Origin of the sequence: Hymenobacter bucti (assembly GCF_042681145.1) — a bacterium.
GTDB classification, from domain to species: domain Bacteria; phylum Bacteroidota; class Bacteroidia; order Cytophagales; family Hymenobacteraceae; genus Hymenobacter; species Hymenobacter bucti.
This window is the reverse complement of the sequence record NZ_JBHUFD010000006.1, coordinates 264,066-286,656: the sequence shown is the minus strand read 5'-3', so window position 1 is coordinate 286,656 and position 22,591 is coordinate 264,066. Positions and strand designations below refer to the sequence as shown.

General features: G+C 62.7%; 19 protein-coding genes. 8 read left to right on the top strand and 11 right to left on the bottom strand.

Annotation, left to right across the window (positions count from 1 at the left end):
* Window positions 1–39 precede the first annotated feature (39 nt).
* From ACFSDX_RS17545 to ACFSDX_RS17495, 11 genes are all read right to left on the bottom strand, one after another.
* Window positions 40–2,406 (bottom strand): TonB-dependent receptor, encoded by a 2,367-nt coding sequence (locus tag ACFSDX_RS17545; protein WP_382315887.1) that lies wholly within the window; start codon window positions 2,404–2,406, stop codon window positions 40–42.
* A 382-nt stretch (window positions 2,407–2,788) separates the two neighbouring features.
* Window positions 2,789–4,021, bottom strand: coding sequence for a PQQ-dependent sugar dehydrogenase (locus ACFSDX_RS17540; RefSeq protein WP_382315885.1), 1,233 nt, complete (start codon window positions 4,019–4,021; stop codon window positions 2,789–2,791).
* A gap of 216 nt (window positions 4,022–4,237) precedes the next feature.
* Complete coding sequence (locus ACFSDX_RS17535; RefSeq protein ID WP_382315883.1) at window positions 4,238–6,595, bottom strand: xanthine dehydrogenase family protein molybdopterin-binding subunit; 2,358 nt, start codon at window positions 6,593–6,595, stop codon at window positions 4,238–4,240.
* A 93-nt stretch (window positions 6,596–6,688) separates the two neighbouring features.
* The gene (locus ACFSDX_RS17530; RefSeq protein ID WP_382315881.1) at window positions 6,689–7,675 is read right to left on the bottom strand and encodes an FAD binding domain-containing protein; all 987 of its coding nucleotides are present in this window, start codon (window positions 7,673–7,675) and stop codon (window positions 6,689–6,691) included.
* A 108-nt stretch (window positions 7,676–7,783) separates the two neighbouring features.
* Window positions 7,784–8,008 carry a hypothetical protein gene (locus ACFSDX_RS17525; RefSeq protein WP_382315879.1) on the bottom strand — a complete coding sequence of 75 codons (225 nt, stop codon included), beginning with the start codon at window positions 8,006–8,008 and terminating at the stop codon, window positions 7,784–7,786.
* Window positions 8,009–8,083: 75 nt separating this feature from the next.
* A complete protein-coding gene (locus ACFSDX_RS17520; RefSeq protein WP_382315877.1) occupies window positions 8,084–8,725 on the bottom strand; it encodes a (2Fe-2S)-binding protein in 642 nt (213 codons plus the stop codon).
* A gap of 523 nt (window positions 8,726–9,248) precedes the next feature.
* Window positions 9,249–10,226, bottom strand: coding sequence for a helix-turn-helix domain-containing protein (locus ACFSDX_RS17515; RefSeq protein WP_382315875.1), 978 nt, complete (start codon window positions 10,224–10,226; stop codon window positions 9,249–9,251).
* Window positions 10,227–10,267: 41 nt separating this feature from the next.
* Window positions 10,268–10,750 (bottom strand): (R)-mandelonitrile lyase, encoded by a 483-nt coding sequence (locus ACFSDX_RS17510; RefSeq protein ID WP_382315873.1) that lies wholly within the window; start codon window positions 10,748–10,750, stop codon window positions 10,268–10,270.
* 45 nt (window positions 10,751–10,795) lie between these two features.
* Complete coding sequence (locus ACFSDX_RS17505; protein WP_382315871.1) at window positions 10,796–11,464, bottom strand: carboxymuconolactone decarboxylase family protein; 669 nt, start codon at window positions 11,462–11,464, stop codon at window positions 10,796–10,798.
* Between the two features lie 131 nt (window positions 11,465–11,595).
* Entirely contained in the window at window positions 11,596–12,006 is a 411-nt protein-coding gene (locus ACFSDX_RS17500; RefSeq protein ID WP_382315869.1) for a cupin domain-containing protein, read from the bottom strand.
* 617 nt (window positions 12,007–12,623) lie between these two features.
* Entirely contained in the window at window positions 12,624–12,956 is a 333-nt protein-coding gene (locus tag ACFSDX_RS17495; RefSeq protein WP_382315867.1) for a Dabb family protein, read from the bottom strand.
* Window positions 12,957–13,258: 302 nt separating this feature from the next.
* Here ACFSDX_RS17495 and ACFSDX_RS17490 point away from each other — a divergent pair, with 302 nt between their 5' ends.
* The 8 genes from ACFSDX_RS17490 to ACFSDX_RS17455 all read left to right on the top strand — a co-directional run bounded on the left by ACFSDX_RS17490 (window position 13,259) and on the right by ACFSDX_RS17455 (window position 22,580).
* Window positions 13,259–16,264 carry a SusC/RagA family TonB-linked outer membrane protein gene (locus ACFSDX_RS17490; RefSeq protein WP_382315865.1) on the top strand — a complete coding sequence of 1,002 codons (3,006 nt, stop codon included), beginning with the start codon at window positions 13,259–13,261 and terminating at the stop codon, window positions 16,262–16,264.
* Window positions 16,265–16,276: 12 nt separating this feature from the next.
* The gene (locus ACFSDX_RS17485; RefSeq protein WP_382315863.1) at window positions 16,277–17,863 is read left to right on the top strand and encodes a RagB/SusD family nutrient uptake outer membrane protein; all 1,587 of its coding nucleotides are present in this window, start codon (window positions 16,277–16,279) and stop codon (window positions 17,861–17,863) included.
* A 163-nt stretch (window positions 17,864–18,026) separates the two neighbouring features.
* Window positions 18,027–19,088, top strand: coding sequence for a phosphatidylinositol-specific phospholipase C1-like protein (locus ACFSDX_RS17480; RefSeq protein WP_382315861.1), 1,062 nt, complete (start codon window positions 18,027–18,029; stop codon window positions 19,086–19,088).
* A gap of 406 nt (window positions 19,089–19,494) precedes the next feature.
* Entirely contained in the window at window positions 19,495–19,674 is a 180-nt protein-coding gene (locus ACFSDX_RS17475) for a hypothetical protein (protein ID WP_382315859.1), read from the top strand.
* A gap of 699 nt (window positions 19,675–20,373) precedes the next feature.
* A complete protein-coding gene (locus ACFSDX_RS17470) occupies window positions 20,374–20,643 on the top strand; it encodes a hypothetical protein (RefSeq protein WP_382315857.1) in 270 nt (89 codons plus the stop codon).
* Window positions 20,644–20,937: 294 nt separating this feature from the next.
* Window positions 20,938–21,225 (top strand): hypothetical protein, encoded by a 288-nt coding sequence (locus tag ACFSDX_RS17465; RefSeq protein WP_382315855.1) that lies wholly within the window; start codon window positions 20,938–20,940, stop codon window positions 21,223–21,225.
* Between the two features lie 70 nt (window positions 21,226–21,295).
* The gene (locus tag ACFSDX_RS17460) at window positions 21,296–21,508 is read left to right on the top strand and encodes a hypothetical protein (RefSeq protein ID WP_382315853.1); all 213 of its coding nucleotides are present in this window, start codon (window positions 21,296–21,298) and stop codon (window positions 21,506–21,508) included.
* A 226-nt stretch (window positions 21,509–21,734) separates the two neighbouring features.
* Window positions 21,735–22,580: a DNA/RNA non-specific endonuclease gene (locus ACFSDX_RS17455; RefSeq protein WP_382315851.1), complete on the top strand. Its 846-nt coding sequence runs from the start codon at window positions 21,735–21,737 to the stop codon at window positions 22,578–22,580.
* Window positions 22,581–22,591: the final 11 nt, after the last annotated feature.

The window sequence follows — 22,591 nt, the reverse complement described above, 5'->3', positions numbered from 1 at the left end:
GCGTATCTGCGCAATCCGTTAAATTCGTTAAATCTGCGGTCAGAATTTGAAGTTGTATGTGACCGACGGAATGACCGGAAACAGCGATACCTGCTGCGCCCGAAAGCCATTGATGACATCAGTACCAGGGTCGCGCGTCGTTTCGAAATACACGAAGTAGGCGTTGCGCCGGTCGTAGGCGTTGTAGACACTAAATGTTAAGTCGCGCTCGGTGCCGAAGCGCACGGGCTTGAGCTTCCACACCAGCCCTAGATCGAGGCGGTGGTAGGGGATGAGGCGGTACGAGTTGCGGTCGGGGTACACGGGCACGGGCAGCAGGTCGGCGCCCGGCACGTTTTGCAGGCCAAAAAGCCCGGCCGGCAGCGTGGTAGGCGCCCCGCTGGTGTACACGAAGCTGGCGGTGAGGCTCACGCGGGTACTGAGCTGGTGCAGTACCACCACGTTGAGGTTGTGGCGGCGGTCGTAGCTGGGGTAGAAGGGGCGGCCGCCGTTCACGCCGTCGGTGCCGTTTTGGGGTAGAAACTGGCGCCAGCTCCAGGCCAGGGTGTAGCCAATCCAGCCGGTGGTTTTGCCCTCTTTTTTCTCTAGGTACAGCTCGTTGCCGTAGCTCCAGCCCCGGCCGAAGATGAACTCCTGGTCGAGGTTGGGGTTAGCGAAAATCTGGGCGCCGTCGCGGAAGTCAATCTGATTGGCGGACCACTTGTAGTACACCTCATTGGTAAGCAAGTACTTGCCGCCACCCAGAAGCCAGCTCACGCCGGTGCTCACCTGCTGCGAGCGCTGGGGCCGGATGTTGAGCCGCGAGGGGTACCAGATGTCGGTGGGCAGCGAGGCGCCCGAGTTGCTCACCAGGTGCGCGTACTGGTACATGAGGGCGTAGTTGGCCTTCAGCGACACTTTATCGGTGAGCAAATAGCGTCCGGCCAGCCGCGGCTCCAGCCCGCCGTAGGTCTGCCCGCCGCTGCCGAAGCCGGTGAGGCGCAGCCCCAGCTCGGCCTGGAATTTGTCGCTCACCTTCCAGTTGTCGGTGGCGTAGAGGCCCGCCTCCAGGCCGGGGTAGGTAATGTTGTTGTCGATGTCGAGCGAGTTGTCGTTCGTTTCCACTTGCAGGCGGCCCACGCCGAAGGTGTGGCGCGTGGCGCTGGCCCCGAAGCGCACCTGATGCGCCGGGTGCGGCTGATAGTCAAAATCAACGCGGGCGTTGTAGTCCCGAATGGTGGACGTGAGGCCGAACGACACGATGTCGAACGCACTACCTAGGTTGTACTGGTAGCTGGTGAGGCCCACCTGCGTGTTGGCCGTGAGCTTAGGCGAAAACGTGTGCTGCCAGCGCAGCGTGCCGAGGGTATTGCCCCACGAAAAATTGGCTTGCAAGTCACCAAATCCATTGAAGCCGAACACGTCGCGCCCTAGGTAGCCGGTGGCAAACACCTGGTCTTTCTCGCCCAGCGAGTAGTTGGCCTTGGCGCTGAAATCGTGAAAAAAGTAGTCCGGGATGGGCTGAGCCGTCTCGTCGCCGGCGTTGGCCCGGTTGAGGGCGCGGGTGAAAATATCGAAGTAAGTGCGCCGCCCGCTCACGATGAACGAGCCTTTGGCCGGCTGGCCGGCGGCGTGCTTGCCTAGGGGCCCTTCCAGGCTCAGGCGCGAGGCAATGAGCCCGAGGCCGCCGGTCACGGTGAACTTCTCGCGGCTGCCCTCGCGCATCTTCACGTCAATCACCGACGAGAGGCGCCCGCCAAACTGCGCCGGGAAGCCCGACTTGTAAAGGTCCACCGACTGCACGGCGTCGGAGTTGAACACCGAAAACAGGCCGAACAAATGGTTGGGGTTGTACACCAGCGCGTTGTCGAGCAGCACCAGGTTCTGGTCGGCCGAGCCGCCGCGCACGAAGATGCCGCTGCTGCCCTCGCCGCCGCTCTGCACGCCGGGCTTGAGCTGTAAGGTCTTCAGAATATCGACTTCGCCGAACAGCGCCGGCAGCAGCTTGGCCTCGCGGATGGTGAGGTGCTCGACGCCCATTTGGGTGGTTTCGAGCTTCTCGCGCAGCGTTTGTTGGCCCGTTACCACTACCTCGCCTAGGTCGCTGGGGCTGGCGGCCAGGGTCAGGTTGCGCTGCTGGCGCTGGCTTAGGTTCACGCGGAAGGTCTGCGGCACGTAGCCGATAAACGAGACCGTGACTTGCTGCGGGCCGCTGGGTAGCTCCAGCTGGTAGTGGCCCGCCGCGTCGGTGGCGGTGCCCAGCCCCAGGGCCGGCACGGCCACGGTAGCGCCCGGCAGGGCCGCGCCAGCGGCATCGCGCACCGTGCCGCTGAGTTGGTGCCGCACCTGCCCCCACCCGAGGCTCGGCACCAATACCCCCAAAGACGTGGCTATAATAGCGGTTGCGTACGTTGCGGTGCTTCTCATTACGACAAAACGGGGTGAAACCAACCAGCCCAGGTAGCGCCTAGGCCCGGCTTACGGGCGGCAACGGCGAAGGCTCGCCTAGATGAACAAAAAATTCATCAATACTTCATCGAAAGAATCACGTTAAAATTGCCTGTCTCACCCTAAATCGTTGAATACCTTATCAATCCCTTTGATAAGTATAGCCTGCTCTCATGCGCAGGGGCCGGCGGCGACTGCATTCGGCGCAGGAATACCCCACAATGCAGCGGCGCCATTTAGATGAAAGCCACCTTGCTAGCTAGATTAAACACGCCTAAACCAAATGGCGGTTTTCTAGCTGGCAAGATGGCTTTCATCTAAATGGCGCCGCCCAATTTTTCTTGTTGCCAAGAAGAATGCCTTACGGCCGGTCTATCCGATACAGGCGGCCTTGGTCGGTGACGGTATACAGGGCGCCGTCCGTGCCCTGGGTTACGTCGCGGAAGCGCTGCCCCTCGCTGGCCAGCAGCCGCTCTTCGCCCACCACCCGGTTGTTGCTGATGACCAGGCGCACCAGGTGCTGGCCGCTGAGCGCGCCAATAAACAGGTTGTTTTGCCACTCGGCTATCCGGTTGCCGGTATAGAAGGCCATGCCGCTGGGCGACACTACTGGGTCCCAGTAATACACCGGCTGCTCCAGGCCCGTTCTCTGCTGAATGGCGCCCCCGATGGGCTGGCCGCTGTATTCGAGGCCGTAGGTGATGGTGGGCCACCCGTAGTTGGCGCCCGCCTGGAGGCGGTTGAGCTCATCGCCCCCGCGGGGGCCGTGCTCGCTTTGCCACACCTCCCCGGTTGCGGGATGGATGGCTAGGCCCTGCGGGTTGCGGTGGCCAATCGAGTACAGCTCGGGGCGGGCGCCCGCCTGCGTAAACGTGGGGTTGCCGGGGGCCGGCTGCCCGGCCTTGGTGATGCGGATAACCTTACCTAGGGCCGACGTTGCCACCTGCGCCTGGGGCCGGGTGGCCAGGTCCGACCGCTCGCCGGTGCTTATCACCAGGTTGCCCGTGCGGTCAAACACCACGCGGCCCCCGTAGTGGAGGGTGCCAGCGTAGGCCGGCTCGGCCCGGTAGATGACGGTGGCGGCTTCTATCGTGCGCTCATCGGTGGCCAGGCGGCCCTTGCCAATTGCCGTTAGGTTGCCCCCCGGGCGAGCTTCGGAAAACGACCAGTATACCATCCGGTTGGTGGCAAAATCGGGGTCGAGGCACACGCCTAAGAGCCCGCCCTGCCCGGCAGCATTGACCGCCGGCAGCCCCGTGATGGGCGCACTAACCACGCCGGCCGCCGTAACCAGGCGCAGCTGGCCCGCTTTCTCGGTAACGAGCAACCGCCCATCGGGCAAGCTGGTGACGCCCCACGGGCTAGCCAGGGACGACGTGAGCACGGTGGCCCGGTAGCTACTGGCGGCCGTGGTAGCGCCCCCCGTGCGGGTTTGCCCGGCAAAGGCCGGCTGATAAGTAGCATTGGGGGCGTTGGTTTCTACCGGGGCGCCGGTGGCGGGAGGCGTACTAGGCGTCGCCGCCGTGTCGCCATCGCGCGAGCACGACAGCAAGGACAGCGAACCAGCGAGGAGGTAAAGCAGGCGGTGTTGCATAGGGCGATAAATGGAACGTGGTTGGGTAGGTCCGGTACTTCCAAGACGTAATCACTCAGAAGGAGTTGGCTGAGAAATTACTTTCCTTGCGAGCATAATGAAGGGAGGGTGAGCATTTTTAGTTTCTTTCCCATCAGCCTAACACCACTCTTCGAGCCCAAACTGGCTTTGGGAGAGCCCCACTGGTTTGGGTATATCCAAGGCGCGGGCTCCCGGCTAGGCCGGTTGGCGCAGGGCCTCCAGCACTTTATTGGGCGTCATGGGCAGGTCGCGCAGGCGGCGGCCGGTGGCGTGGAAAATGGCGTTGCCCACGGCCGCGGCGGTGCCCACGATGGCGATTTCGCCGATACCCTTCACGCCCAGCGCGTTAATATAGGGGTCGTGCTCGTCGATGAACTCCACCGTCAGGTCCGGGATGTCGGCATTGACGGGCACGTGGTAGTCGGCCAGCGAGGCGTTGGTGTAGCGGGCCAGGTTGGGGTCGCGCACGGTTTGCTCCATCAAGGCCGCGCCGATACCCATCGTGGCCCCGCCGATGACCTGCGAGCGGGCCGTTTTGGGGTTCAGAATGCGCCCGCCGGCCACCACGCTCACCCACTTGGTGACGCGGATGGTGCCCAGCTCGGGGTCGACGCGCACCTCGCAGAAGTGCGCTCCGAAGGCGTGCATGGCGTGGGCGCTACCGTCTTCCTTGCCCGCGTCGTCCGATTTGGCCGGGGCGGCCGCGCCGGCCTGGGCCGCTTCGTAGCCCGCGCCGTGCTTGCCCTGGCCAAAGCCTTCGAGGTCGGTCAGGTTGCCGCGCTTCATCAGAGCCGCAAACTCCTCGCCTTTGCTAGGGTTAGCTTTCAACTGTAAGCGGCCTTTTACTACTTCCACCTCAGCGGGTTTGGCACGGAAAAGCGGCGACTTGGCATCCATCACGGCTACTTTGGTGAGCTTCTGCCACATATCCTGCGCGGCGGTGTACACCGACGAGGCGAAGGTGCCGGCGCCCATCGAGCCGCCCGAAATATTGGTGGTCGGCAGCACCGAGTCGCCCAGCTCGAAGCGCACCTTGTCGGGCGCGATGCCCAGGCAGTCGGCCGCCACCTGCGTGATGACGGTGTAGGTGCCCGTGCCCAGGTCGGTGGCCGCCAGCTGCACCACGGCGTGGCCGTCGGCGTAGAGGCGCACGCGGGCGTTGCCCTGCGAGTCGTTGACCGGGTAGGTGGCCGTGGCCATGCCCCAGCCCACGAGGTACTTACCGTCGCGGGTGAGGCCGTTTTTGGGGTTGCGCTTGTTCCAGCCAAACAGCTCGGCGCCGCGCTGGTAGCACTGTTTTAGGCTTTTGCTGCTCCAGGGTTTGCCGGTGCTCGGGTCGCGGTCGGCGTGGTTGAGCAGCCGAATCTGGATGGGGTCGATGCCAAGCTGGTAGGCTAGGTCGTCCAGCGAGCTTTCCAGGGCAAACGAGCCGGGGGCTTCGCCGGGGGCGCGCATCCAGGTGGGCGTCATCACGTTGGCCTTGGCCAGTTTGGTGGTGGCTTCGAAGGCGGGGCACTGGTAGAGCATGCCCATGAATTTGCTGTTGGTTTCGGCGTAGTCGTCCCACTGCGAGGTGGTAGACGTCTTTTCGTGCAGCAAGGCCAGCAGCTTGCCTTCCTTGGTGGCCCCGAGGCGCAGGGTTTGCTCCTGGTCTTCGCGGTGGCCGACGCTGGTAAACATCTGCGGGCGCGTGAGCACCAGCTTCACCGGCCGGCCCACGGCCTTGGCCGTGAGGGCCGTCAGCACGCTGTGGGGCCAGATGGGGCCTTTGCAGCCGAAGCCGCCCCCTAGGTACTTGGTTATCACCCGCACCTGCTCCATGGGCAAGCCCAAGAAGCCGCTGAGGGCACGCTGCTGCCACGACACGCCCTGCGTCGCGTCGTAGACGGTGAGGCGGTCGGCGGCCTCCCAGTGGGCGATGGTGGCGCTCGGCTCCATCGGGTTGTGGTGGTTGGTGGCGTGGGTATAGGTGGCCGTTACCTGGGCCGGCGCCGCGGCGAAGGCCGCCGCGGCTTTGCCACGGCGCTTGGTGCCCTCGGCATCAGCATCGGGCTTGCCGCCGGGGTTGTAGCGCTGCGCTTTGGCGTCCTGGTACGAGGCGATGGGGGCTTCCGGGGCCACGGTCACGCGCAGCTTGGCGGCGGCGTGCTGGGCGTGCTCCAGCGTGTCGGCCACCACGATGGCTACCGGCTGGCCGGCGTAGAACACCTGGTCGGACTGCATCGGCATAAACGTCATCTGCACTGCCATGCCGATGGCTTCCTTGCCCTCCTTGGTTTCCGCCGTCCGCGCCGGCTTAGGTAGGTTTTGGTGGGTGAGGATGGCCAGCACGCCCGGCTCGCGCTGGGCCGCACTGGTATCGATGCTGGTGACGCGGCCCTTGGCCACGTCGCTGGTTTTAATAACGGCGTGCACCAGGCCGGGCAGGTGGTTGTATTCGGCCGAGTATTTGGCCGCGCCCGTCACTTTGGCCCGGCCATCGACGCGGCTCAGCGGCTGGCCGACGGCCACTAGTGTGGGGGGAGTTTCGAAGAATGCTGATTCGCTATTCATTAGGATAGATTGTCGCTTAATAGTATTGTGCTGGCCCAACGTATGCCTCACGAGCCCCTAGGGCCCTCTGTGAGGCGTCACGTTATGCGGCCGCTAAACCCCCGCCACTTGCTGCAAGGCGCGCACCAGCGTGTTCTGCGCCAGCTCCACCTTGTAGGCGTTGTGCTCACGGGGCTTGGCCCCTTGCAGCGCCGCAGCCGCGGCCGCTTTAAAAGTGGCTTCCGTAGCCGGCTGGCCCACCAGGGCTTTTTCGGCTTCGCGCGAGCGCCAGGGCTGGGCGCCTACCCCCCCTAGGGCCACCCGCGCCGAGCGGATGGTGCCGCCCTGCACATCGAGCCCCACGGCGGCCGAGGCCAGCGCGTAGGCGTAAGAGGCGCGCTCGCGCACCTTCAGGTAGGTCGAGCGCTGGGCGTGGGCCGCGGTCGGAATTGTCACGGCCACAATGAGTTCGCCAGGCTCCAGCACATTCTCCTTTTCCGGGGTTTTGCCCGGTAGCAGGTAAAACTCGGTGACGGGCACCTGGCGCTGCTTGCCTTTGGCGTTTTCCAACGTCAGCACGGCGTCGAAGGCGGCCAGGGCCACGCTCAGGTCGCCGGGGTAGGCGTTGGCAATGCAGGTATCGCTCACGCCCAGGATGGCCAGGTTGTGGTTATCGCCCGTCAGGGCGGGGCAGCCCGAGCCGGGCACCCGCTTGTTGCACGGAAAGGCCGCGTCGCGGAAGTAGCCGCAGCGTGTGCGCTGCAAGATGTTGCCCCCGATGCTGGCCATGTTGCGCAGCTGCGGCGAGGCCGCCAGCAGCAGCGATTCTGACACGGCCGGGTACTGCGCTTTCACCAGCGGGTGCTCGCCCACGGCGTTCATGCGCTCCATCGCCCCGATGCGCAGCCCGTCCTTGGTTTGCTCGATGCCTTTGAAGGCCAGCTGGTTGATGTCGACCAGCTGCGGGGGCTCCGCAAGGTTGGCCTTCATTAAATCCAGCAGGGTGGTGCCGCCGGCAATGTAGGCGGCCTGGGGCTGGTCTTTGGTGCGGCCGGTAGCCTCTTTCGCCGTGGCGGCCTGGGTGTAGCTGAAGTTGTTCATCTTTAATTAAAGGGGGTGGGCGGCCAAGGACGTAGCCAACGGCAGGCGGAGTACGATAAGTAGTTATAGCAGGCAGACAAGCGTACCCGGCTGCTGATGAATTTCTCACTAGCTAGCGGCGGGTGGCTCGTCCGATGCGGCAGTCAGCGCCTGAATGCGCGCCCACATCTTGCGGCGGGTTTCGGCCAGTTCTACCTCGCTTAGTGGAGGAAGGTCCTGGTGACCTACCTGCTCACTCCAGCGTTTTATCAGCTCTATCTGCGGCGGACCTAGCTGCGCATCGCTGGCTAAATAGTGGTCAAGGGCAGCTTCAAATTCTTCTGGATTGAGCATGGCGCCGCCGGTAAAAAGCCTTGTTTTCAGCACGTAGCAAAGCCTTGGGCTTGCCGACTGTAGGCATCGGTTTGACTAGCCCTGGTGGCCGGCCACCTCGCGCACGGCGGCCAGAATGTTGGGGTAGGCGCCGCAGCGGCAGAGGTTGCCGCTCATCCACTCGCGGGCCTGGTCGTCGGTGGTGGCGTGGCCCTCCTTCACGCAGGCCACGCCCGACATGATTTGGCCCGGCGTGCAGTAGCCGCACTGAAAGCCATCGTGCTTGAGAAACGCTTCCTGCATGGGGTGCAGCGCGTCGCCCTTGGCCAGGCCTTCGATGGTGGTGATTTCCTTGCCCTTCGCCATCACGGCCAGGGTCAGGCAGGAATTGATGCGCTGGCCATCGACGTGGACGGTGCAGGCGCCGCACTGGCCGTGGTCGCAGCCTTTTTTGGTGCCGGTCAGGTCCATATACTCGCGCAGGGCGTCGAGCAGGGTCACGCGGGGCTCCAGGGTCAGGTTCTTTACCTGGCCGTTGATGCTGAGCTGCAACGGGCTGGCCCCCGACACCACGGGGTCGACTGGCGCCAGCTTTTCGGCCAGATTTTCGGCTTGGCTTGCTATGGGCGAGGCCAGGGCAAAGCCCAGGATGCCCCCGGCTTGCTGCATAAACGAGCGGCGCGAGCCGTCGGCCGGGCGCGAGGCCTCCGGCTGGGCGTCAGGAAATAAATCAGACATGGGGTAGTAACTATAAGGACAGAGAGAGCCCGCGCCAAAGCAGAATTACGCTACCATCGGCCAAGTGACTACTTGGCTGGCGATAGCTAATCTGTTCTAATTGGCAAGCGTAAGTGTATGAGAATTATACGAGAGCTAGCAGTAAAGGTATTGGCCCTTTATAAGCTCATTTGTACAATTTTCAAATGGATTAGTACACTTTTCAAAGAGTGTGTTCTTGTCCATTCATTTTAATCTGCTATTTCTTCCGCTCTTCGCTCTCAGCTGGCTCAAGCAGCAGTAGCCGTCACCTAGGGCCACGCGCTTCCCGCAGCGGTCGTTTGACGGCAGGCAGTGGTGGAAACGAAAGTTGGGTAAAGTCGTCCTGGCGGACGAGCTGCTTCCTAGGTAGTAGTCAGCCCCGTTGTTGATGGCACGAAGACTTCACCCTAGGTAACTGAGCGGGGAGCGGGAGGCTAAATCAACCAGAACAAGCCGCCCTACAGCGAGTTAGCCCACACTGGAGCCCCAGCCAATAGCACCCCTAGGCTGTGGCCGGCACGTGCGCGCGGCGGAAGGTCAGCGGCGTGAGGCTGGTGTGCTTCTTGAAGAAGTTGTTGAAGTACGTGGGGTACTCGAAGCCCAGGCTGTAAGCAATTTCGCTCACGCCCCAGTCGGTGTGGGCTAGCAGGAGCTGGGCTTCGGTCACCAGGCGCTCGTTGATGTGCGTGGTGGTGGACTTGCCCGTGACCTCCTTCACCATGGCGTTGAGGTGGTTGACGTGCACGGCCATGCGCTCGGCGTAGTCGCCGGCCGATTTCAGCACCGGTTCGCGCAGCTGGGCCGTGATGGGGAACTGCACCTCCAGCAGGTTCTGAAACAGCGCCGTGATGCGCTCGGCGGCGTTGGCCGCCGCGTGCTGGGGCGTGGCCGGCTCCAGGCGGGCCGCTTCGTGGATGACAATGGAGAGCTGGTTACGCAGCAAATCTTCCTTGTGCGCGTAGTCCGACTCCAGGTCGCGCCGCATGCGGGTAAACGCGTCGGTGAAGTAGCGCACCTGCTCGTCGTTGAGGAAGTAGACGGGGTTGCCATCGACCTTGTACAGCACCAGGTCTTTGAGGCTGACGCCGCGCATGGCCGAGTGCAAAAACGACTCGGAAAAGCAGCAGAGGTAGCCCTGCTGCTCGTTAAAGCCCTCGGGTACCTCCCAGGCGTAGGGAATGAGGCGGTTGGTGAACACCAGCGCGGGCCGGTCCACTACGTAGCCGCGGTTGGCGTAGTGCAGCTCATTGATGCCTTCCAGCACCAGCACCACCTTGAACTTGTCGCGGCGGTTGAAGTTGCCCAGGCCGCAGCGCGCCTCGTGCATGGTCAGCACCTCCACATCTTCGCCGATGTGGTAGGGGGAAGGCGGGGCGGAGGGGCGGGCTTCGGTCATGGGGTTGCTCAGCGCTTTGGCCAGCAGGCGGCGCTGGTGCGAGCCCTCTGCTAACGGACTGGGTTGTGGTTTTGTTTTAGCCATTAGATGAGCGAGTTATAGCAGAAAAGGCAGCGGCCGGGCACTTACTTGAAGCTGGCGTATTCCTGGTCGGTCACGGCCCGGCCCCAGTCCACGATGCCCTTCTCGGTGTTGACGTTGAGCGAGATGTGCGTCATGCCCTGTTTGGGCGAGGCGCCGTGCCAGTGCTCCACGCCGGGCAGCGCCTGCACCACCTCGCCCTTGCGCAGCCGCCGGATGGGCTGGCCCTTTTCCTGGTAGTACCCTAGGCCATCGGTGACCAGCAGAATCTGGCCGGCCGCGTGCGTGTGCCAGTGCGAGCGGGCGCCCGGCGTAAACGTGACGTTGCTGCTCGCGCAGTTAAACGTGTCATCGTTTTTCACCAGCGTCGACACATACACCACGCCGGTGAAGTTGGCCGCCGGGGCCCGCTCCCCTTTTGGGAAAGGGCCGCTCAGCGGCCCGGCGGGCGCTTGCGGCGTGGTTTGGGCGAAGGTGGCCAGGCCGCTACCCAGGGCCAGGGCAATAGTCAACGCAATGATTTTCATAGGAATAAGCTGTAAATGAAAGGAAAGCGAGTGTAGGTGCTCAGGTCACTTCTGGTCGGCCGCCAGCACCTTGGCCAGCACGGCGCGGGCGGCATCGGCCTGCGGCTGGCCCGCCGCCGCCTCGCAGAGCCCGATGAGCTGCCGCAGCTGCGCTTCCGTCAGGCCCACGTGCAGGCCCGCCCCGAGGTGAAACTGCAGCATCGGCTCCACGCCGCCCAGGCTCACGAGGGCCGCTACGGTAGCCAACTCGCGCTCCTGAAACGTGAGTACGTCGCGCTCAAAAATGTCGGCAAACAGGTGCTCTTTCAGAAACACGTCGGTTTCCGGGCTGAAGGCGTTGGCCCCGGTTTTGGGGCCGGTTTCGGGCTTGCCGGTGAGTTTCTCCAGGTTTTGCTTACCCCGCTCGTACTTCGGCGCGGTGCTGGTGATGGGCGAGGCAGCCTTGCCCACCACGTCCTGAATGCCTTGGGCCTTGCGCTCTTCCAGCAGCTGCATCAGGGTGTTGATGCCGCTCAGGCTGCGCGGAAAGCCGCAGTAGGCGTACAGCTGCACCAGCACTTCCTTCGCCTCGTTTACGGTCAGGCCCGCGGCCAGGCCCTGGGCTAGCGCGGTGTGCAGGTGGGGCAAGTCGCCCTTGGTGGTGAAGGCCGAAATGCTAACCAGCGCTTGCTGGCGCGCGGTGAGCGGGGCAGCGGATTGGGCGTGCGTTGTCATGCGAGTAGAGAGAAATAAAACGGCGCTAAGCGCGCCGGCTAGCAGCAGCGTGCGCTTCATAAAGTTAAGGCTAGTAAACTCATTATCAGCGCTAAAAGTGACCATAGATTAAGCGGAAGAGCGAACGCCAGCTACGCGTGCGCGGCCCGGTACTCCTCGTCCGTGACGGGGGCTAGCCAATCGGTGAGGCCCTGGCTGGCGCCGGGATTGATAAAGTAGTGGGCAAAAAGGCTGGTCGCCGTAGCCCCATGCCAATGCACCACGCTGGGGGCGATAATTACAGCGTCGCCCGGGTGGAGCAGCCGGGCCGGCTGGCCTTTTTCCTGGTAGTAGCCCGTGCCGGCTGAAACGACCAAAATCTGCCCGGTGGGGTGCGAGTGCCAGCTGTTGCGCACGCCCGGCTCGAACGTGACGGTGCCCACGAGGCAGTCGGTCGGGTTGGTATCGGCCAGCAGCGTGACCCAGGCGGTGCCGGAGAAATTCTCGGCCGCGCCGCGCTTGGTGCCAGCCGGAGCCGGCGAGGTATTAGGGGAGTTGCTCATAAAGGAGGAATGGCTGGGGGCGGGTAAGCCCGGCAGTGCGCCGGGCGTGCGTCGCCCCGCCCGGCAACCTTAGCGCTATTGCCGGCCGGGCAAGGCAAAGGTCCGCCGGGCGACTCTCGCCAAAACGAAGCAATTCAAACGGATTAGTATAAAAATCAAAGATTTGCGCCGAGTCAGCGGCGCTCTAGGCCCGATTCCCTTGCTGTAGCCGCCTGAAAAGCCGGGTACTCCTGCGCGGCCGGCCTCGGCGATAGGGTGGGCCGGCCGCCAGCGGCAAAGCCGCTACCTAGGTGCCCGCCGGCTTGCCTTTGCGGAGCAAGCGCCCCCGAAAGTGACTGGCCAAAAACCGCTGCCAGCAAAAAAGTGATGAGCAGCCCGGCGAAGCGGGGCGTGTGACTACGGGAATAATTCGGGGCCGCGCCAGCGCGCTGTTACGGGATAACCTTGCGCCGGCGCTGGCCCCTAGAAATGGCGTTGGATGGCCCGTTGGTAGCCCGGGCGCCGCCACCGGCGCATAAAGTGCCAAGGCCGCCGCTGCGCGCGTCCCGAAATGTCTCATCCATAGTTTATTACCTGGCGCTGCGGTGCGCTCGCCCTAGGTACGACAGGGGTGGGGTTTAGGCCGCCGGCCCCACCGCATCGTAGATGACGACTTTCTCCCAATACTGCGCGCACTCCTCCCGGAAGGCATCGTGAAGGGGGTGCTGCTGATAGCTAAGCTCGTCGGCGGCGCTCTCGAAGAAGCACAGCCAGGAGTAGGCGTAGCTGCGGTCGATAACCGCGCGGTCGGTGGCGGCCGGCGTGCCGATGTGCGCCAGCTTGATGGCGGGAATCGCCCGCATTTTTTGCAGCCCGGCCAGCAGGTTGGCCCGGTCGGCGTCGGTGGCGGTGGCCGGCAGGTAGAAGAAAACGTGGTGCACGAAAAGCTGGGGCGTAGCGGGGGCGTTCATGGGGCTTGCGGTAGCGGTGGAGGATAAAAGTACGGTCAGCCCGGCATTTGCCTTAGCGCCAATTTTAAGCTTCGGGGTATAGGCAGCGGGAAAGCTAGGGAGCTACCTAGGGGCCGTTGCGCTGGTGGCGCGGACCTTGCTGCTGGGCCTTGCGGCAGCCCGCTGGCTCATCAATCCATAAGGTAAATGCTAAGAATTATGGGCTTAATACAAAGCGTAATGCTGAAATGACATTCTGGTAACAGGCCGCTCGGTGCTTTGCAGTGCTCAAAAACAGCCTACTCAGAATAGCATAAGTCCGTATGAAAAAGAAGTACTCTGCTCCCCATGCTGGGCAGCCTGCCAAGCGGCTCAGCGCGGGCAGCGCCTGGCTGCTGCTGCTGCTGGCCCCCGGCGTAGCCGCCGCCCAGCAAACCATCAAGGGCACCGTGACGGATGAGAAAAACGCGGCCCTGCCCGGCGTGACGGTGCGCCTCAAAGATGGCAGCACCGCCGTGGGCACCGCCCCCGATGGCTCGTACAGCATCAAAACCAACGGCCCGGCCGATATTCTGGTGTTCTCCTTTCTGGGGACGGAGCCTAAGGAAGTGATTGCCGGCACCCAAACCAACCTCAACGTGACGCTGCTGCCCGATGCGCAGAAGCTGAAGGACGTGGTGGTTATCGGCTACGGCACGTCAACCCGCGAGGATATTATCGGGTCGGTGTCGTCGCTTAAGGCCGGCGAGTTCAACCAGGGCGTGCTCACGACGCCCGCCGAGCTGCTGCAAGGCAAAGTGGCCGGCCTCAATATCACCAAGAGCGGCGACCCCAACCAGCGCCCCTCGGTGGTGCTGCGCGGCCCCAGCACCATCCGCACCCTCAACGGGGGCGTGACGGAGCCTTTTTACGTGATTGACGGCGTACCCGGCGCGAGCGTTGACCTGCTGGCCCCCGACGATATTGCTACCATCGACGTGCTGAAAGACGCCTCGTCTACCGCCATCTACGGCACACGGGCGTCTAATGGCGTTATCATCATCACCACCAAGCGCGCCAAGCCGGGCCAGACGCGCCTGACTTATAGCGCCTACGGCGCGGTGGCCAACGTATCGAAGAAGGTGGACATGCTGAGCGGCGACGAGCTGCGCAAGTACCTGGTGGACAACAAAACCCGCCCGCTGGCCCAGCCCACCGACGACGACGGCTCGAACACCGACTGGCAAAAGCTGGTGGAGCGCACCAGCTACTCCACCAACCACAACCTCTCGTTCAACGGCTCGGCCAACGCGACCGATTACGGCGCCAGCGTCAACTACCTGAAAAACAACGGCATTCTAAATCGCACCTCGCTAGAGCGCATCATTTACCGGGGCTTTGTCAACCAGCGCTTCTTTAATAACCGCCTGAAGCTGGGGGTGAACATCATCAACAGCTCGACCACGCAGAACGACCTGCCGCAAACCAGCGTGCTGCAAAACATGCTGTTTTACCTGCCCACGGTGAGCCCCTACAACGCCGACGGCAGCTACAAGGAGAACTACACGCGCACCGGCAGCGGCCCGCTGAACCCGCTCTCGCTGGTCAACAACAACACCTACGTCACCAAGGACAGCAAAACGCTGGTCAACGGCCTGGTGCAAGTGGACATCATTACGGGCCTGAAGCTCACGCTCAGCGGCTCAAACCAGCGCACCCAAACCAATTTTAACAGCTACCTCAACAGCCAGTCGGGCCTGGCGGTGAACCTGGGCGGCGTGGCCCGCCGCAACGAATACGAAACCACCAACGACGTGCTGGAGCTGTACGCCAACTACGACCGCAGCTTTGGCCAGCACAACCTGCAGCTGCTCGGCGGCTACTCGTACCAGCAGGACCGCACGAATGATGGCTTCGGCATCACGACCCAGGGCTTTGCCAACGATGCGCTGGGCTACAACAACTTATACCTGTCCAACCCGTCGTCCTTGGCTCAGATTGCCTTCGACAATAACCCCATCTCGACGCTGCGCCTCATCTCGCAGTACGGCCGGGCGCAGTACCAGTACGGCGACCGTTACTTGGCCCAGGTGTCGGTGCGGCGCGATGGCTCGTCGGCCTTCGGCGTGAATAACCGCTACGGTTACTTCCCCACGGCGGCGTTGGGCTGGCGCATTATCAATGAGGAGTTTATGCGCGGGCTACCCGCGTTTAGCGACCTAAAAGTGCGCGCCGGCTACGGCGTATCGGGCAACAGCCAGGGCTTCGACGCCTTCTCGTCCATCCTCATCTACGGCACGCCGCCCGGCAGCAGCAAGTACCTCAACAACGGCACCATCTCGAACGTGGTGAACGCGGTGCGCAACGAGAACCCCGATTTGAAGTGGGAAAGCACCGCCACCACCAACCTGGGCGTGGATGTAGGCTTCTTCAAAAACCGCCTCACGGCCTCGGTCGATTTCTACGTCAAAAAGACCAGCGACCTCATCGACGACGTGCTGCCCGTGTCGAGCACCGAGTTTCAGTACACGACCTACACCGCCAACGTGGGCAGCATGACCAACCGCGGTATCGAGGTGGCCCTGAGCGCGGTACCGGTGCAAACGCCATCCTTCACCTGGCGCTCGTCGCTCAACTTCTCGCACAACACCAACCGCATCGACAACCTGAGCACCGACCGGTTCACGATTCCCTATATCCAGACCGCGCAGCTCGGCGGCAAGGGCCAGAGCGGCAATTATAGCCAGATTATCCAGCCCGGCTCGGCGGTGGGCACCTTCACGCTGTGGCACTACCTGGGCAAAAACGAGCAGGGCGTGAGCACCTTCCAGAAGGCCGACGGCAGCACCACCGCCACCCAGCCGCTCACCACCGACCAGCAAGTGGTGGGCAGCGCCCAGCCCAAACTCATCTACGGCTGGTCGAACAATTTTAACTACAAAGCCTTCGACCTCAACTTCTTGGTGCGCGGCGTGTATGGCAATAAAATCCTGAACGCTACCCTGGCCGGCCTCAACAACCCGGCCGATGCGCGACTGCAAAACATCCCGCGCTTCACCCTCGGCGAGTCCTTTAACGACATCAACGCCTACCTGATTTCGGACCGCTTCCTCGAAAGCGGCTCCTACCTGCGCCTCGATAACGCCTCCCTAGGGTACACGCTGCGCCCCAACACGCAGTACGTGAAGGCCTTGCGCTTCTACGTGAACACCAACAACCTGTTCATCATCACCAAGTACCGCGGCATCGACCCCGAAATCAATATCGGCGGCCTCACGCCAGGCATCGACAACAACAACTACTACCCCAAAACCCGGACATTCACGCTGGGGCTAACGGCTTCGTTCTAAGCTGCACTCTATATGAAAAGCAAAGCTATTCTCCTTGCCCTGAGCGCCCTAGCTACCGCCACGTACTCTTGCAAAAAGCTGGACGTACCGGTCGAGTCGCAGTTTGTAGCGTCCAACTTTCCCAAGACAATCAGCGATTACAACGCCTCGGTGGGCGCCATGTACTCCAACCTGTCGTCGCAGTTTGCGGTGCCCTACTGGCGCATGCAAACCATGAGCACCGACGAGGCCATCATTCCGGCCCGCGACGGCAACTTCGACGACGGCGGCCAGTACCGCCAGCTGCACTACCACACCTGGACGCCCGACCACCCCAACGTGCTCACCATCTGGCAGTGGGCCTACGGCGGTATCACCACTTGCAATCGGCTGCTGAACGTCACCACGTCGTTCGGTTTTTCGGCCAGCGAGCAGCAAGCGCGGCTAGCCGAGATTCGGGCCATGCGGGCGCTCTACTACTTCTTTCTAATGGATTTGTACGGCAACGTGCCGCTCGTGACCGACTACCCGGTGGCGGCGTCGCCCGCCACCGTTTCGCGGGCCGAAGTCTACAAATTCATTGAGAGCGAGCTGACTAGCCTCACCTCCAAGCTGCCCGCCAAAACCTCGGCCAACGCCACCCAGCAGTACGGCCGCCCCACCAAGGGCATGGTGTACGCGCTACTGGCCAAACTCTACCTCAACGCGGAGGTGTACACGGGCGCCGCCCGCTACCCCGACGTGGTGCGCATGGCCGACAGCGTGCAGGCTAACACCAACTACGCCCTCGACGCCCGCTACCGCGACATTTTCCTGCCCAACAACGGCCCGCAGATTCGGGAAACCATCTTCGCCGTGCCCTACGACCAGCAGATTCCGGGCAACCAGTTCACGCGCTTCGGCTTCTTCTATTACCTCACGCAGGCCTACGGCTTCAACGTGGGCCTGAGCATCGCCATGAGCACCACGCCCGAGTTCTATGCGCGCTTCAACCTGCCCGGCGACTTCCGCACCACCACCTGGCTCTCCGGCCCGCAGTACGCGCCCGATGGCAACGGCGGCTTCACCACCACGCCGGTCTACTACCCCAACTCGACCACCCAAATCAACATCAACCCGGTGCTGACCCTGGTGCCGCCCAAGCCCATGGACGTGGGCAACACTCAGGCCAGCCAGGCGTCGGGCGTGCGCTCCATCAAGTATTACCCCGACCCTACCACCATTCAGGCCACCCGCCTCAACGGCAACGACGTGCCCCTGCTGCGCCTCGCCGACGTGCTCCTGATGAAGGCCGAAGCCATTTTGCGCGGCGCCCCCGCCACCAACGTGGGCGGCGAGCTGCAAACCCCGTTGGTACTGGTCAATAAAATCCGCGCCCGCGCCGGGGCCCAGCAGGCCACCAGCATCGCCCTGAGCGGCATGCTCGACGAGCGCGCCCGCGAGCTAAGCTGGGAGGCCTGGCGCCGCAACGACCTCATCCGCTTCGGCCAGTTCGAGACCGAATACCCGCTGCCCAACGACGTGCTGAAGATGGATAAAAGCACCTTCCGCCGGCTGTACCCGGTGCCCACCATCGAGCTGCGGCTGAATACCAATCTAGTGCAGAATACGGGGTATTAATACCAACTCGTGAACCTCACCCCCCAGCCCCCTCTCCAAAAAAGAGGGGGAGCCGACCGCAAATAGACGTTGTTAGGCGTCAGGCTCCCCCTCTTTTTTGGAGAGGGGGCCGGGGGGTGAGGTTCACGAGCGGCGAGTCACCCGCTATCACTTTACAATTATCATGAAATTCTTACCTCTCTCCGCTGCTTTCCTCGGCCTGACTTCGCTCGCCTTCACCAAGCCCACCGAGCCGTTGATGAACCAGATTCAGGTCATCGGCTCGCATAACAGCTACAAGCAAGCCATTGACCCCAAGCTGTTTGCCATGCTGCAAAAGGCCGACTCGGCCAGCTTCAGCAAGATTGACTACGAGCACGCTACCCTTACCGAGCAGCTCGACCTCGGGCTGCTGGCCCTGGAAATCGACGTGTATGCCGACACGAAGGGTGGTAAATACGCCCACCCCAAGGGCCTGGATATGGCGCCCGGCCAGCCCGCCTACGACGCGGCCGGCCTCATGAAGGAGCCGGGCTTCAAGGTGTTTCACATTCAGGACCTCGACTACCGCAGCAACGCGCCCACCTTCAAGCTGGCCTTGCAGGAGCTGAAAAAATGGTCGCTGGCCCACCCCACGCACAACCCGGTTTTCATCACCATGAATGCCAAGGCGGAGGCGCTGTCGCGGCCGGGCTTCTCCACGCCCGAGCCCTTTACGCCGGCCGTGTTTGATGCGCTGGACAAGGAAATCCGCGACTACCTAGGGGCCGACCAACTCATCACCCCCGACCAGGTCCGCGGCAAATACGCCACCCTCGAAAGCGCCGTTTTGCACCGCAACTGGCCCACGCTGCGGGCCGCGCAGGGCAAGTTCGTGTTCGTGCTGGATGAGAAGGACCCGAAGCGCGCCACCTACATTCAGGGCCACCCTTCGCTGAAGGGCCGGGTACTGTTTGCCGATGCTGAGCCGGGCACACCCGAGGCAGCCATCCACATCATGAACAACGCCAAAAAGGACCTGGCCGCCATTAAAGCGCTGGTGCAGAAGGGCTACATCATCCGCACCCGCGCCGACAGCGACACCCAGGAGGCCCGCCGCAACGACAAGAGCAGCTTCGAGGCCGCCGAGCAGTCGGGCGCCCAAATCATCAGCACCGACTACTACCGCCCGAGCACGCATTTCAAGTCGGACTACGTCATCAGCTTCCCCGGCGGCAAGTATTTCCGGCCCGACCCGGTGCTGTAGCGGGGTAGCTTGCGGGGCTCCGCGCGCTTATTCAACGGGTGTTAACAAGCCCCGGCTCCTGGCGGCTGACTAGCCGCCAGGAGCCGGGGCTTGTTGCGTTCAGCTTGCAGCGCAGCGCAGCAGCGCGTGGGCTATACCCACCCTGTACCTGCGCCGCCGCTGCTACCGCCCGGCAGTTGGCTGCGCCGCCTCGTTGCGTGGCGGATACTGCGCGCAGCTACGTTAGTGCCGCTGCTATTGAGTGGGTGGGCCGGCACCCTAGGCAGCTGCCTAAGGTGGCCGCTAGCACTGCCCAGGGCCTGTTTAGTGTGGTAGCGACGAGGTAAAAAGGAGGTGGCAATAGTGAAGTATTGATGAACTATTTGGGAAACATGTCGTATAATTGCCTCTTCAGTAAGGCAAAAGCATGAATTATTCAGAAGATATAGAGCGCTATTTGGTTGATTTGTGGCACCCTGGCATGCTGCCCGGAGAGCAGGAACTGGTAGAAGAAGCCCCCGATGGGAGGCAGGGCCCCGTATTTAAGCTGACGGGCTGGCGGGGAGCAGGTTGGCGCATCGTATTCCTGGACGAGCCAGCCGAGTAGGGCGCCCGTCTCCCGGCCATAGCTACCTAGCCGTTGCCAAGAGCGCCTGGTGGCCCTGCGCCCTTCAGCACTACTGGCGCAAACAAACGGGCCCGAGGCTTTACAGATGGGCCCCTAGGGGCGGCAGAAAGCGAGCCAGGCAGCCGACTGCGAAGTACTTGGCGGCCGTGCACCCCCAGCTAGCTACGGGATGAAACCGCTCGGGGCACGCGTGCAGTGGCAGGTGCCGCCGCGGGCAGGAGCCAGCGCGGCTGTGGAGCAGTGAAGAGGTTGCGTAGCGCCGGGAGATTACCAACCAAGAAGCCCCGTTGGCATTAGCTAACGGGGCTTCCTGGCTGGTAATTAGCCGGCTAGTAAGACCAGGACGGATACGGCACGTTACGGGCTACGCTTCGCTAATGCGCCGCCGGTAGTAGGCGGCTTGGTCAGGTATGGTTCACCGGCCGCTTGGCCGCCGGCCAAACTCAAACCCAGCCCGCGCCTGCGCAGTGCCCGGCAAGGGCGGTGGGCGGCTCTTGCCGCGGGTGGGCGGCCCTGCCAGGGGCCCGTTGCCCCTGGGCAAGCTAGCGGCTATCGTGATTGCTAAATAAGTACTTGATAAATAGAATTTTATAAAAATATAGTCGTCCTTTTTTCATCTAATAAACCGCTAGCCGAGCGTATTCGTACGTGGTAGTGTGCACCTTATTCGGCTTCCTTATGCAAACCAATCCTTTTCATGCGCGGCCGCGCGCCGCCGCTCCTGGCTTTTGGCACGACAACACGCAGTGCCACGTTGGGCAGCATATTGCAACGGACCAGCAGCAAGCAGGGATGGGCACCAATACCCGGCATTGCCCCTGGTGCGCGTCGCTCAACGAGCCCCTCCGCAACCTTTGCGCGCCCCAAGTGGGCGTGACCGTGGTGCAGGCCCGGGCTAGGTGCCGGCCAAGCGCCGCCCACTCTGCCTGGCACTTGCCCCTCACGTAGCAGCCCCGCGGTAGGCTACCCGGCCCAACGGCCCGGCCAACTGGCTATCCGAAAAAAGCTTCGTCCTGGACGAAGCTTTTTTGCTATATATCTACTTGATTCACAGCTGTGATTCTTAGCGGACCGGGGGAGCTTAGTAAAAATATAGCACGACTATTGATAACAGATAAATATCTTTGTGCTAAGGACTTGGGCATACAAAAAACTTTAATCTATTCTATGTTTAATACAACTACTCTGCCACCTGCTCACGTCTATTTTGAAAATCCGGTAGGGCGCTTGCTCGAGCATCCTATGGGCCTGTATATTTCTATCGAGCTGTCGGCGGGCCCGCGCCAATTCAATGAGCTTTGGGCGTTTCTGACGCAGGCGGGCCAGCTGTTGGCTCGTTGGGGCTGGGACACGCTGCTGACCTACAACCGGCAAACCACGGTCAGCCTGACTGCGGAAGAAACAAGTTTATTAGTTACGCACTGGCAGCAGCAAACCTCGCATTCGTTGGCGCTCCTCTACGGCGCGCAGCTCCTGCCCCACGAAGTATTCACCCTTCTTTCCTGGCATAGCCTGGAGCCCGCGCGCTGAGGCCCTAGGGTGGGGTGGGCGGGCAGCCGCCCAGCCTCGCCATAACGGCTGGGATTGCGTATATTCATTCATGGAATACCTTCTCAGAATGCTCGCCCACCACTGGGGCCTGAGTCAGTCGCAGTACTGGCACCTGCACCTGCTCAGCTCGGTTTCGCTGGGGCCGCTGCTGGGTATTCTGTACCTGGTGGTTTTCGATAGGCGGGCCCGGCGCCGGGCGCACGCGGCGGCGAAGGCATCGATGTGGGTAGGGGCCGATGGCAGGCTGCTCATCTACCGGTAAGCGCTTGGGAGCGCAGCAAGCTTATGGGCCCCGCCGTTGCTGGCGGGGCTTTTTTGTGGATTTTGAGCGGGGCTTTGTGCAGACCCGGCTGGTTCGTGGGGCCTGCGGTGCCTCGCTACGGCCGCGGCCGCGCCGATAGCCACGGGCCAAGCATTGGCCCGTGGGCGGGCACCTAGCCCGCCCGCCCAGCGCCGCTGGCCCATCTTTGCGGGTCCGTTTCTTTTTGATGAATTATTCCCTATCCCGTTTCGGCGCCTGGGCTGCCCTAGGGCTGCTGGCCGCCGCCTGTTCCCAAACCGACGTGGCCCCGGCCGACGTGGTAAACCACCTGACCCTGGGCAACCCCAGCGGCGCGGTGGCCAGCCTGGCCTCGCCCACCAACTACTTGCTCACCAAGCCGCAGTACAGCCTGTCTTACAACCGTAACCAGGGCAAGCCCAACTGGGTAGCGTGGCACCTCGACCAGGCCGACCTAGGTGGCGCGGCCCGGCAAGACGACTTTCGGAGCGATGAAAGCCTGCCCAGTGGCTGGTATCAAGTAACGAGCAGCGACTACTCGGGCTACGGCTTCGACCGGGGCCACAACTGCCCGAGCGCCGACCGCACGGCCTCGGAAGCCGACAACTCGGCCACGTTTCTGATGAGCAACATGATGCCGCAGGCCCCGCAAAACAACCAGCAGACCTGGGCCGACCTGGAAGAATATTGCCGCTCGCTGGTGCGCAGCGGCAACGAGCTCTACATCATTTGCGGCTCGTACGGCCGGGGCGGCACGGGCAGCGCCGGCTACTACACCACCATTGCGGGCGGCCAGGTTACCGTGCCATCCCGTTGCTGGAAGGTGGTGGTGGTGCTGCCGGCCGGCCGCGATGACCTAGGCCGCCTCACAAGCAGCACCCGCGTCATTGCCGTCACTACCCCCAACACCATCAAGGTAAACCCCGACTGGGGCGGCTACCGCACCAGCGTCGACGCCATTGAGAAGGCCGCCGGCCTGGATTTGCTTTCGGCCCTGCCCCTGAGCTTGCAGAATACGCTGGAAGCCAGCATCGACAAAGGCCCCACCAACTAGCGGCCAGGCTG